This is a genomic window from Roseateles sp. P5_D6 (genome assembly GCF_054049415.1).
In genome coordinates, this window is record NZ_JBFUMK010000043.1 from 1 (window position 1) to 12,068 (window position 12,068).

The 12,068-nt window shown below is 67.5% G+C and carries 7 protein-coding genes and 2 pseudogenes; 1 reads left to right on the top strand and 8 read right to left on the bottom strand.

The window, feature by feature from the left end; translation table 11 throughout:
• The 4 genes and pseudogenes from ACXJKM_RS29765 to ACXJKM_RS29780 form a co-directional block, all read right to left on the bottom strand.
• A pseudogene (locus ACXJKM_RS29765) lies at nt 1-875 on the bottom strand (hypothetical protein); the annotation flags it as partial.
• A gap of 159 nt (nt 876-1,034) precedes the next feature.
• Nucleotides 1,035-3,545, bottom strand: coding sequence for a dockerin (locus ACXJKM_RS29770; protein ID WP_457356628.1), 2,511 nt, complete (start codon nt 3,543-3,545; stop codon nt 1,035-1,037).
• Nucleotides 3,546-3,616: 71 nt separating this feature from the next.
• Nucleotides 3,617-6,103 (bottom strand): glycoside hydrolase family 95 protein, encoded by a 2,487-nt coding sequence (locus ACXJKM_RS29775; RefSeq protein ID WP_457356629.1) that lies wholly within the window; start codon nt 6,101-6,103, stop codon nt 3,617-3,619.
• Nucleotides 6,104-6,125: 22 nt separating this feature from the next.
• Nucleotides 6,126-6,269, bottom strand: a complete 144-nt coding sequence (locus ACXJKM_RS29780) for a hypothetical protein (RefSeq protein WP_157281291.1) — start codon at nt 6,267-6,269, stop codon at nt 6,126-6,128.
• Nucleotides 6,270-6,618: 349 nt separating this feature from the next.
• Between ACXJKM_RS29780 and ACXJKM_RS29785 the strand changes: the two genes are divergently transcribed.
• Nucleotides 6,619-7,326, top strand: coding sequence for a FadR/GntR family transcriptional regulator (locus tag ACXJKM_RS29785; protein ID WP_056194687.1), 708 nt, complete (start codon nt 6,619-6,621; stop codon nt 7,324-7,326).
• An 87-nt stretch (nt 7,327-7,413) separates the two neighbouring features.
• On the opposite strand, the gene mmsB is transcribed toward ACXJKM_RS29785, so the two are convergent.
• The 4 genes and pseudogenes from mmsB to ACXJKM_RS29805 form a co-directional block, all read right to left on the bottom strand.
• A complete protein-coding gene (gene mmsB / locus ACXJKM_RS29790) occupies nt 7,414-8,583 on the bottom strand; it encodes a multiple monosaccharide ABC transporter permease (RefSeq protein ID WP_082532513.1) in 1,170 nt (389 codons plus the stop codon).
• An 11-nt stretch (nt 8,584-8,594) separates the two neighbouring features.
• The gene (gene mmsA / locus ACXJKM_RS29795) at nt 8,595-10,139 is read right to left on the bottom strand and encodes a multiple monosaccharide ABC transporter ATP-binding protein (RefSeq protein ID WP_056194681.1); all 1,545 of its coding nucleotides are present in this window, start codon (nt 10,137-10,139) and stop codon (nt 8,595-8,597) included.
• A 246-nt stretch (nt 10,140-10,385) separates the two neighbouring features.
• Nucleotides 10,386-11,447 carry a multiple monosaccharide ABC transporter substrate-binding protein gene (gene chvE, locus ACXJKM_RS29800; RefSeq protein WP_056194679.1) on the bottom strand — a complete coding sequence of 354 codons (1,062 nt, stop codon included), beginning with the start codon at nt 11,445-11,447 and terminating at the stop codon, nt 10,386-10,388.
• 93 nt (nt 11,448-11,540) lie between these two features.
• Nucleotides 11,541-12,068, bottom strand: a pseudogene (locus tag ACXJKM_RS29805) (xylose isomerase); the annotation flags it as partial.

The following is a 12,068-nucleotide window of genomic DNA, read 5'->3' on the forward strand; positions in this document are numbered from 1 at the left end:
GACGTGTACATGCCGGCGCCCATGTAGACGCGCTGATCGTTGTTCGGATCGACGGCGATGCTCTCGACGCCGTGGAAACTGGCCTCGCCGCCACCGAAGCCCAGGCCGTCGGTGATGGGCACCCAGGCCGACGTGGCCTGGTTCCAGCGGTAGGCGCCACCGATGTCGGTGCGCGCGTACAGCAGGTTGGCGGTGGTCGGGTGGAAGACCAGGCCCGTGACGTAGCCGCCGCCGCCCCACTTCGCGCTCGTCCAGGTTCCCACCTTGATGGAGAACGTCTGCTGGGTCTTGGCGCCGCAGCTGTTGGTGTAAGTGGCGGTGGCCGTGCAGGCCGCGGGCGGCTGGATGGTCTGCTCGCGTGCTGCACCGGCGGTGCCGCAGCCGCTCCAGCTCCACATGCCGCCGGATGTCGGCTGCGGGCCTAGGATGGCCGAGGCGCCGGTCTTGATGGTGGCCGATGCCGTTTGCGTCCACGCACCGTTGGCGTTGATGTAGGGTGTGATGGCCGTCGGCTTGCAGGCGGCGCCAAGCGTGGCGTTGGCCGAGCCGGAGTTGTAGCTGCCGCCGTTGGTCGTGAACTTGACCCAGTACCAGTAGCGCGTGCCGATGTTGCCCGAGGCGTCGGTGTAGCTCCTGGCGCTGCTGCCCGGCACGGCGATGCGGGTGCGGCCGTTGGGGTCGGCGTCGGTGTCGCGGAAGATCTCCAGCGACGTGACGGTGCCACTGACGGTCCAACCCAGCTGGACGTTGCTGGCCGTGCCGGTGGCCGTCAGGCAGACGGTGGCGCCGCCGCCGCTGCCGCAGCTCTGCGCCAGCGCTAGCGGGGCTGCGCTCGCCCCGAAGGCGAGCAGCAGTGCGGGTATCAAAGTTTTCATGTTCTTCCTTTCAGAATGAAAGTGCTCGACCGGTCGTCTCCGCCGGATGCGAACGTTGTGGGAAGCCGGCCCAGGGCCAGGGCACGACTCCACGACAGTGAGGGATAGGGGCGGCAGGCCCCAGCCGGGAGATGGATGCGAGCCTGCCGAGCCATGGCTTCAGTTGCTGTAAAGCATGCCCCGGCCGGTGCCGCTGAAGTAGATCCGTCCGTAGATGTTCTGGTCGGCCGCGATCACGCCGATGCCACCGAACTGGTGGGCGTCGTCGTTGAAGCGCGTCCAGGTGGCGCCGGCGTCTTCAGAGCGATGCACGCCCCACACGCCGTTGATCACGCCCACGACGTAGACCGCGGCCGAGTACGGCGCGCCGGCTTTGGCCTTGCCCAGCGCGATGACGCTGGCGCCCTGCACCTGGGCCCATTGGTTGCCATTGAAGATCGACGCGAAGTTGCTGAGCTTGGCCCAGGTCGCGCCCGAATCTGTCGAGCGGTACACCGTGTTGCCGTCGGCCAGCCAGAGCTCGCCCTCGACGTTGGGGTTGACCGCCAGCGAGGTGTTCGCGAAGTAGTTCGGGGCCAGTCCCGCGTTCACCGAACCCTGGCTCAGCGTGAACGTGCGGCCTCCGTCCGTCGAGACGTAAACCTTGCCCGGCGTGCCCCACCAATTGCCGCCGGAATCGTAGGCATAGACCTTGTTCGGGTTCTTGCGATCTGCGGCCAGGTGGTAGCCGCGGCTGTAGATGTCGTTGATCGCCGGCAGGTTGGTCGGGACCCAGGTGGCACCGTTGTCCGTGGTGTACGACGGCACCGAGTTGCCGGGTGCCCAGACCGCCTTGTTGCGAGCGGTGACCGCGATGCTTGCTTCCTGGTTCGTGTTGGTCGCGACACCGGGCGCGTTGGTGGCGAACTTCGTCCAGGTCTTGCCGCCGTCGCCGGACCAGAAGCCGAAGCCGGTGCCGTTTTCGTGGCTGTAGCCGATGGTGGCCACGTATTGTGGGTCGGACCACGCCATGTCGGCGGCGAAGCCATTGCTCCAGCCGGTGCCCGGCGTCAGCGTCGGCTTGGTCGCGAGGTTGGTGTGCAACCAGGTGCCGACGTCGCCCGAACTGTTGACGACCGCGTACGTTGCGCCGGCCGGTGGCGTGGCCAGGCTCAGGACGGCGGTCTCCTCGATGCCGTTGATCGTGCTGCCCCAGGTGGGCGTGGCCGAGGAGGCGTTGCGCGTCTCGACGATGCCGCCGCCGGAGACATGCAGGATGTGATCACGGTTGGACGGATCGATCTCGACATCGTCGACCCAGCCCGCAGTGACCTCGCCCGGCGTCACCGCTTCGATCTCGCGCCAGGTCCTGCCGGCGTCGTCGGACAGCTGCACGATCTGCTGGCCGCTCCAGTTGCCCCAGGAGTTGGTCACGCCCAGTGCGATGCGGGTGGTCGCGCCGCTGCCGTAGACCGACACGCCGCCAAAGCCGAAGTTGGTTCCGCCGATCGGGTCGACGCTCTTGAGCAGGGTCCAGTTGCTGCCGTCGAACTTGTAGAACCGGCCTGGGCCGCCGGCGCCTGGCCCGGCGTCCTTGGTGAAGGCGATGTAGAACATGCCGTCCGCAGCGCGTGCCATGTGCGGGATGTGGTAACCGGCGACCGGGACAGTGACCGGCGTCCAAGAGGCGCCGCCATTGGTCGACTTGTACAGGCTTGAGCCCAGGCCCGCTGCATTGGCGTAGTCCGGGGCGACGGCCGCGTAGATCGTCTGCGTGGCCGAGCCGCTGCCCTTGGTGCTGGTGTCGTAGACGACCGTCTCGACGCCCATGGCCGTGCCGCCGTTGGCGTTGATCTGGTCCGCGGTCATCTTGAGGGTCGACAACGACGTGACCTGCGCCCAGGTGAGGCCCGAGTCGGTGCTCTTCCACAGGCCGGCCGTGCGCGAGCCGTAGAACAGCGTCGAAGGCTTGTTGGGATCGACCATCAGGCGTTCGCCGATGGCCCGGCCGGGGTTGTTGCCACCCAGCGGGAAGGGCAGGGCGGCGGAGGTCCAGGTGTCGCCGCGGTTACTGGACATGTACAGGCGGCCGTTGCCTTCAGACACGTACATGCCGGTGGCCATGTAGACGAGCTGGTCGTTGTTCGGATCGACGGCCATGCTTTCGACGCCGTGGTACCGGGCCTCTGCTGCACCGAAACCCAGGCCGTCGGTGATGGGCACCCAGGACGACGTGCCCTGGTTCCAGCGGTAGGCGCCGCCGACGTCGGTGCGCGCGTACAGCAGGTTGGCGGTGGTCGGGTGGAAGACGAGGCCGCTGACGTAGCCGCCGCCGCCGAACTTCGCGCTTGCCCAGGTGCCGACCTTGATGGAGAAAGCCTGCTGGGTCTTGGCGCCACAGCTGTTGGTGTAGGTGGCGGTGGCCGTGCAAGCCGCGGGCGGCTGGATGGTCTGCTCGCGCGCTGCACCGGCGGTGCCGCAGCCGCTCCAGCTCCACATGCCGCCGGACGTCGGCTGTGGGCCGAGGATGGCCGAGGCGCCGGTCTTGATGGTGGCCGACGCCGTCTGGGTCCACGTGCCGTTGACCTTGACATAGGGCGTGATGGCCGTCGGTGTGCATGTCTGCGCCAGGGCTGGCGAGCCGGCAACGGCTCCCAAGGCGAGCATCAGGGTTCCCAACTTCAGTCTCATGGTTCTACCTTTCTGGTGAAGGTGCTCGGCCGGTTGTCTCCTCCGGTCACGAGCGTTATGGAGAGGCCGGCTCAGTGCTTGGGCTCTACCTCGGGGTGTTCGAAGTCGGCCGCGCCCACGCGGGCGCGGCCTTGGCTGTTCAGGCGGAGTTCGAGGTGCTGGCCGCGGTAGCGCAGCGCGACCTTGGCGCGCGCAGGGCCGCGCAGCTGCAGGCGGCTGAGTTGCCCGTCCTTCCAATCCACGTCCAGCGTCAGGGCGCCGTGCGCACGCACGCCGTGCAGGCTGCCTGCTGGCCAGGCCTTGGGCAGGGCAGCCAGCAGATGCACCTCGCCGCCCCAGGACTGCACGATCATTTCCAGGATGGCGGCGGCGCCGCCGAAGTTGCCGTCGATCTGGAAGGGCGGATGGGCGTCGAACATGTTGGGGTAGGTGCGCGCCGGCCCCAGCAGGCCCTGCAGGACCTTGTAGGCCCGCTCGCCGTCGCCCAGGCGCGTCCACAGCGCCAGCCGCCAGGCGGTGGCCCAGCCGGTGCTTTCGTCGCCGCGGGTGTTCAGCGTCTTGCGGGCGGCCTGAGCCAGCGCGGGTGTGTCGCGCACGTTGATTTGCTCGCTGGGGTAGACGGCGTACAGGTGCGAGACATGGCGGTGCTGTTGGTCGGTGGCCGACGCATCCCAGTCCTCCAGCCATTCCTGCAGTTGGCCCTGCGCGCCGATGCGATCAGCCGGCAGGCGGGCTCGCGCCTTGCGGACGGCAGCAGTGAATGCCGGGTCGTCCTCGCCAAGCTGTGCCTGTGCCGCAATGGCCGCGTCGAACAGGTCGCGCAGGATCTGGCGGTCCATCGCCGGCCCGGCGCACATGGCGATGTCGGCATGGTGGTTGTTCTCGGGCGAGAGCGACGGCGAGGTGACGAGGCCGCGGCCCTTGGGGTCTTCGACCAGCGTGTCGAGGAAGAACTGGGCCGCGCCGGTGAGCAAGGGGGCGAGCCGGCGCAGCACCGCAGGGCTCGGGTTGTACTGGTAGTGCTGCCACAGCGTCGTGCAAAGCCACGCGCCGCCCGTGGGCCACATGCCCCACAGCGGGCCATCGATGGGCGCGGTGGCGCGCCAGAGGTCGGTGTTGTGGTGCGCGACCCAGCCGCGCGCGCCGTAGCTGTTGCGGGCCGTGCGCGCGCCGGCGACGGCGAGGTCCTCGACCATCTTCAGCAGCGGCTCGACACACTCGCCCAGGTTCGCCGGCCCGGCGGGCCAGTAGTTCATCTCGGTGTTGATGTTGATCGTGTACTTGCCTTCCCAGGGCGGGTGCAGCACTTCGTTCCACACACCCTGCAGGTTGGCCGGCTGGCTGCCCGGGCGCGAGGACGACAGCAGCAGGTAGCGCGCGTACTGGACGTACATCGCGGCGAGCGCGGCGTCGGGCTGCCGGGGCACGCCCTTGATGCGGGCGTCGGTGGAGCGGGCATTGGCTTCGTGGCCGCCGAGGTCGATGTGCAGGCGGCGGAACAAGGCGCGGTGGGCCTTGAGATGGTCGTCGCGCAGCTTGGTGAACGGCTTGCGCGCGGCAGCGGCGGTGCGCTGGCGCACGGCGGCCACGGGGTCGCCGCTGGTGTCCTGCCAGTTCACATAGCTGGTCTCGCCGGAGACAAGTAGCGTCAGCTGGCGCGCGCCGCGCACGCGCAGCCGGTCGCCGCTGGCCTCGATGTGGCCATCGCCCACCGCCTGCACGCGCAGCGCATAGCGCAGCTGGCCCGGGATGCCGAAGGCCTGCACATTTCGGCCCTCGATCAGCAGCGCGTCGCTGCCGTCGGCGCGGACGGCCAGCGACCCGGGCCGCTTCTCTGCAAAGAGAGATTCACGGTGGTCCCAGGGCGCGCCGACGAAGACGACGCCATCCTTGTCGTACTTGGTGTCGCCGAAGCCGCCATAGGGCTGGTAGTCGGGATGGCGATAGCCGAGGTCCAGGTCGATCGTGCCGTCGCCTTCGATCTCCAGCCGGATCACCGTCACCTGGTCCGGCACGCTGCAGAAGGTCTCGCGCCGGTGGCGGCCGCTGCCGTCGATGAAGCTGGTGGTGGCGATGGCGCTGTCCAGGTCCAGGCTGCGCCGATAGCGCGCAGCGGCCTTCACGCCGGGGAAGTCGAGCAGCAGGTCGCCGGCGGCGCCGAAGGGCATCTGCTTGATGGGCTTGCCCATCAGCGCCTCGGAGACGAGGTCGTTGGCCTCCTTCCAGCGTTCCTGGTCGATGAGGGCGCGCACTTGCGGCAGGGCCTCGCGGAACTTCGGGTTGTCCTGGACGTAGGGCCCGCCGCCGTGCAGCGTGTCGATGTTGAACTGCAGCCGCTCCTGCGCCGGGCGCCCGAAAACCATGGTGCCCAGGCGGCCGTTGCCGAGCGGCAGGGCCTCGATCCACGGGCCGGCGGGCTGGTCGTACCACAGGCTGAGTGCATCGGCGCCGACGGCGGCCGCGCCGGCCTGCACCCAGTGGGGCAGGGCACTGAGCATCGGCAGCAGCGCGGCCGAGGTGACGAACCGGCGGCGGGACGTGGGGGTGCTGTTGTTCATGCTCATTCGCAAGGAAGGGACTTCAACGTCTGCCGACGATGACGTTGAGCGACCTGACGCTGGACATCGTGCGATCGACGCTCATGTCAGCGAGCCGCTGCAGCATTTCACCGATCGCCTTGTCGGGCAGCTTGCCGATGTCTTCGGCGACGATGGAGTCGACCACTTCGTCGGCGTCCGTTTTGATCGGTGCGTGTTCATCTTGTCTCTGGTGGTTGCTCTCGGGGGCTCTGCGGCCCGGCTTGCTCTTCCCTGTCCAACGGTCCGCCTTCCTGCCTTGGCGCTTCGAGCGTCCTCCGTGCTGGCAACGCTGTCATTGCGCTCGGTTCGTCGCTTTTGGCACGATGGCTGGTCAAACCAATTTGGTCAAGCCACTTTGCCATATCCTCTTGGATTGGTCTTACCGGTGTATTCCCCAATATCGTTTCACTGGGTGTCGGCGATGAGCGGTGCGGCGCGCGAGATTGATTGCGATACCATTTGGTCTGTCCAATTAACAACGAGCGCTGGTTCCAATGCCCAACCAACACCGCGTCGGCGAAGTGCGTCGGCAATATCAGCTGGTCGCCGACAAGATCCGTGCGCTGATCGACGCGGAGGGAATCTCCACGGGGGGGCGGCTTCCAGCGGAGCGGGAATTGGCGCTGCAACTCGGCGTTTCGCGGCCGTCGCTGCGCGAGGCGCTGATCGCGCTGGAGATCGACGGCCGCGTGGAGATCCGCGGCGGTTCGGGTGTGTACGTCAGCGCGCCGCCCATGAATGGCGAAGTCGCAACCTCATCGCTGGGCGAAAGCCCTGCCGAGTTGGCGCAGGCGCGTGTCGTGCTGGAGAGCGCGATCATCACGCTCGCGGCAGCGCGGGTGAGCAAGGCATCCTTGCAACGCGTCGAGGACGCGTTGAACGCCATGCGTGAGGACCATGCCAGTGGCCGCAAGCCTGTCGAGTCGGACCGGCGCTTTCATCTGAGCATTGCCGAGATGGCTGGCAACTCCGTCCTGGTCGGCGTGGTGGGAACGCTCTTCGACGGCCGTCACAGCCCCATCGCGTCACGCATGAGTGGCCAGGCCGAGTCCACGCACACCTGGCAGGTCGCACTCGCGGAGCACGAGGCGATCTATCACGCGCTGGAAGCCCGCAACCCGCAGGCGGCAGCTGCAGCCATGTGCTCACATCTGCTGGCCTCTCTGGGCCGCTGGGTCGGCGAGGGAACCGGCGCCGCCTGAGGCACGCCGCTGCGGTGTGCCACAGCCCGCAGCGGATACCGCGGGGGTAGGGTAGCTGGCGCCGGTCATCGACCAGCGGCCGGGACGTCACCCACCTTTTCGGCGGTTGTACACGTCGAAAACCACGGCAGCCAGCAGCACGACGCCCTTGATGACCTGCTGCCATTCGATGCCCACGCCGAGGATGGACATGCCGTTGTTCATCACCCCCATGATGAAGGCGCCGATCACCGCGCCGAGCACCTTGCCGACGCCGCCTGACGCCGAGGCCCCGCCGATGAAGCAGGCGGCGATCACGTCGAGCTCGAAGCCCAGGCCTGCCTTGGGCGTGGCCGTGTTGAGGCGGGCCGCGAAAACCAGGCCAGCGAGTGCCGCCATGACGCCCATGTTGGCGAAGCACAGCAACGTCAGCTTCTCGGTGGGGACGCCGGACAGCCGGGCGGCACGTTCGTTGCCGCCGAGGGCGTAGATGCGCCGGCCGAGCGTCGTGCGGCGGGTCACAAAGACGTAGGCGGCGATCAGGATGCCCATCAGCAGCAGCACATTGGGCAGGCCCTTGTACGAGGCCAGCAGCCAGACCACCCCGGCCAGTGCGGCCGACTGGGTCAGCAGCCGCAGGCCGAAGAGCGCTGCCGGCTCGGACGCCGCGCCGAGCGCTGCGGCCTTGCGGCGCGTGGCCAGCTCCCGCCAGGCCAGCCATGCCACCAGGCCGAAGCCGATGACGAGGGAGCTGAGATGACGCTCCTCGCCCGCCGGCCAGTCGGGCAGGAAGCCGCTGCTGAGTAGCTGGAAGGATTCCGGGAAGGGGCCGATGGACTGGCCGCCGAGCAGGGCAAGCGCCAGCCCCTTGAACACCAGCATGCCCGCGAGGGTGACGATGAACGAGGGGATCTTCAGGTAGGCGACGAACCACCCCTGCAGGCAGCCAATGAGGGCGCCGGCGACCAGGCACACGGCTGCGGCCGGCAGCACGGGCCAACCCTGCTCGACCATCAGAATGGCTGCCAGGGCACCGATGAAGCCGCAGATGGAACCGACCGACAGGTCGATGTGGCCCGCGACGATCACGAGCAGCATCCCGAGGGCCATGACCACGATGTAGCTGTTCTGGAGGAACAGGTTGGTCAGGTTCAACGGCTGCAGCAGCGTGCCGTCGGTGAGCACCTGGAAGAACCCCATGATGCAGACCAGCGACAGCAGCATGCCGTAGTCGCGCAGGTGCGATGCCAGGAAATTGCGCAGGGAAGAGGAAGACATGAGGATGGGTTTCAATGGGTGCCCAAGAGGGCGTGCATGACGGTTTCCTGGGTGGCGCCGGCAGCCGGCATTTCAGCCACCAGTTCGCCCTCGTTCATCATGTAAAGGCGGTCGCACAGGCCCAGCAGCTCGGGCAGCTCCGACGAAATCATCAGGATTGCCCGACCCTGGGCGGCCAGGCTCGCAATCAGGCTGTAGATCTCGAACTTGGCGCCGACGTCGATGCCGCGGGTGGGTTCGTCGAGGATGAGCAGCTGGGGGTCGGTGAACAGCCACTTGGCCAGCACCACCTTCTGCTGGTTGCCGCCGGACAGGTCGCCGACGGCCTGCTGGACGTTGGCGCAGCGGGTGGCCAGCCGCTGCCGGAAGTCATTTGCCACCGTGCTCTCCTGCGCCTCGTCGATGACGCCGAAGCGAGAGACGCCTTCCAGCCGGCACAGGCTGGTGTTGCGGGCAATGCTTTCCTGCAGCACCAGCCCCAGGGCCTTGCGGTCCTCGGTGACATAGGCCAGCCCTGACTTGATGGCCCGCCGGACGGTCGAGACGTCGACCTGCTGCCCGCCCATCCAGGCGGAACCGCGGATGCGGCGCCCCCAGGAGCGGCCGAACACGCTCATCGCGAGCTCGGTCCGGCCCGCGCCCATCAGGCCGGCGATGCCGACGATCTCGCCGCGGCGAACATTCAGATTGACGCCCTTGATGGCTTCGCGGCCCACGTGAAGCGGGTGCTCGACCCACCAGTCGCGCAGCTCGAACAGGACTTCACCTGGGTTGGACTGCCGCTTGGGATAGCGGTCCTGCATGTCTCGCCCGACCATGGCGCGAACAATGGCCGCCTCCGCTGGCGGCGCCTCCCTGCAGTCCATCGTGGTGATGGTCGAGCCATCGCGGAGCACCGTGACGGCGTCGGCCACTTCGGCGATCTCGTTGAGCTTGTGGGAGATCAGCACACAGCTGACGCCGCGGCCGCGCAGCCGTTTCAGCAATTCGAGCAGCGCGGCGCTGTCATCCTCGTTGAGGCTGGCTGTGGGCTCGTCGAGGATCAGCAGCTTCACGTCCTTCGCGAGCGCTTTGGCAATCTCCACGAGCTGCTGCTTGCCGACGCCGATGTCCCCCACCAGCGTATTCGGTGACTCCTGAAGCCCGACCTGGCGGAGCAGCTCGACGGCCTGCTCGTGCGTGCGCGTCCAGTCGATCACGCCGCGCTGGGCGCGCTCGTGCCCGAGGAAGAGGTTCTCGGCGATGGAGAGCTGCGGAATCAGCGCCAACTCCTGGTGGATGATGACGATGCCGAGCGCTTCGCTCTGGCGTATGCCGGAGAAGCGCTGCGGCTGGCCGCCGAACCGGATCTCGCCTTCGTAGTCCGGGTGCGGGTAGACACCCGAGAGGATCTTCATCAGCGTGGACTTGCCGGCGCCGTTCTCGCCGACCACGGCGTGGATTTGCCCACGCTGGACGGCCAGGTCGACATGCTTCAGGGCGACCACGCCATGGAACTTCTTGCCGATTCCGCGCATCTCCAGCAGCGCGCTCGGCTGATTGCCTGCGGTTTCCATTTCAGTTGCCCGTTGAGTACACAGCGGGACGAGCGCCGGGCCGCTCCCTAGCCGGCCCGCACTGGCGATGTTCTTGCGGCTCGACGCCGCAAGCATCGCCGTCCCCGCGGGGGCTGAGGCCGGACGCAAGGTGCCCGGTGGGCGGCTTGTGCCTGCCGAAGGGCTGCGGCTCATGCCGCAGCGCGGTCTGCAAGACCGACCAGACTTGCTCGCGTTCAGCGACGCGAGGTTGGGCGAGGGGCAGGTTCATTTCAGCTGGCTTTCCTTGTAATAGCCGCTGTCCACGAGCACGGGCTTCCAGTTCGTGGCGTCGACTGCAACAGGCTTGAGCAGATAGGACGGCACGACCTTGGTGCCGTTGTTGTAGGTCTTGGTGTCGTTCACCTGCGGCGCGCGGCCGCTGAGCACCGCATCGACGAGGTCGGCCGTGACCTTGGCCAGCTGGCGGGTGTCCTTGAAGACGGTGGAAGCCTGGTCACCCCTCAGGATGGCCTTGACCGACGGCAAGTCGGCGTCCTGCCCGGTGATGACCGGCATGGGCTGGCTCGCGCTGCCGTAGCCGACGCCTTTCAAGGAAGAAATGATGCCGATCGACAGGATGTCCGCGGGGGACAGGACGGCATGCAGCTTCTCCTTGCCGTAGAAGGCCGACATCAGGTTGTCCATGCGCGCCTGGGCGGTGGCGGTGTCCCAGCGCAGGATGCCGACCTTCATCGCACCCAGCTGCTTGCTGCGCACGACGAGCTTGCCGCTGTCCAGGTAGGGCTTGAGCACGCTCATGGCGCCGTCGTAGAAGAAGCCCGAATTGTTGTCGTCGGGCGAGCCCGCGAACACCTCCAGGTTGAAGGGCCCCTTGCCCTGCTTCAGGCCGAGCCGGTTGACGATGGACTCGGCCTGCAGCACGCCGACCTGGAAGTTGTCGAAGGTGGTGTAGTAGTCGACGTTCTTGGACCCGCGGATCAGGCGGTCATAGGCGACGACCTTGACGCCCTTCTCGGCGGCCTTCTGCAGCACGCCGGACAGCGTGGACCCGTCGATGGAGGCGATGACCAGGGCCTTGACGCCCTTGGTGACCATGTTCTCGAGCTGGGCGAGTTGGTTGGGGATCTCGTCATCGGCATATTGCAGGTCGACCTGGTAGCCGAGCGCCTTGAAGCTCTTGACCATGTTGTCGCCGTCGGCGATCCAGCGCTGTGAGCCCTTGGTCGGCATCGAGATGCCAACGGTGCCCTTGCCCTGTGCCAGCAGCGGTGCGCAGGGTGCGAGCGTCAACAAAGCGCTCAGTGCGAGAAAAGTGGTGCGACGCATGATGTCTCCGTGTGTGTTTGGGGGGCGGTCATTTGCTCAGCGAAAGATGCGCTGGGCGAGTGATAAGGGTTTCTCCAACGCCCAGCGAGGCGTTCAGCCGCAAAAGCGGTTGACGAGATTCTCGAAGACTTCCTGGCGGCCGGAGACGGGCGCCACGTCGGTGTTGGCGGCGAGCACCTGGTCGGCGAGCTCGGTCAGCGAACGCCGGCCGCTGAGGATGTCCTGGCCGGCAGGCGCGTCCCAGCCGGCGTAGCGGCTGTCCACGGCGGCCTTCAGGCGGCCGTCGTTGACCATCTTCTCGGCGATCAGCAGCGCCTGCGCGCACACATCCATGCCGCCGATGTGGCCGTGGAACAGGTCCTCGGCATCGATGGACTGGCGGCGCACCTTGGCGTCGAAGTTCAACCCGCCCGAGCCCAGCCCGCCGGCCTGGATGACGTGGTACAGCGCGATCGCCGTCTCCGGCACGTTGTTGGGGAACTGGTCGGTGTCCCAGCCCAGCTGCGGGTCGCCGCGGTTCATGTCCAGGCTGCCCAGGATGCCCAGCGCCCCGGCCGTGGCGATCTCATGCTCGAAGCTGTGGCCCGACAGCGTGGCGTGGTTGGCCTCGATGTTGACCTT

Coding starts and splice junctions, on each gene's coding strand:
- ACXJKM_RS29770 (WP_457356628.1), bottom strand. CDS start 3,545: ATGAGACTGAAGTTGGGAACCCTGATGCTCGCCTTGGGAGCCGTTGCC.
- ACXJKM_RS29775 (WP_457356629.1), bottom strand. CDS start 6,103: ATGAACAACAGCACCCCCACGTCCCGCCGCCGGTTCGTCACCTCGGCC.
- ACXJKM_RS29785 (WP_056194687.1), top strand. CDS start 6,619: ATGCCCAACCAACACCGCGTCGGCGAAGTGCGTCGGCAATATCAGCTG.
- mmsB (WP_082532513.1), bottom strand. CDS start 8,583: ATGTCTTCCTCTTCCCTGCGCAATTTCCTGGCATCGCACCTGCGCGAC.
- mmsA (WP_056194681.1), bottom strand. CDS start 10,139: ATGGAAACCGCAGGCAATCAGCCGAGCGCGCTGCTGGAGATGCGCGGA.
- chvE (WP_056194679.1), bottom strand. CDS start 11,447: ATGCGTCGCACCACTTTTCTCGCACTGAGCGCTTTGTTGACGCTCGCA.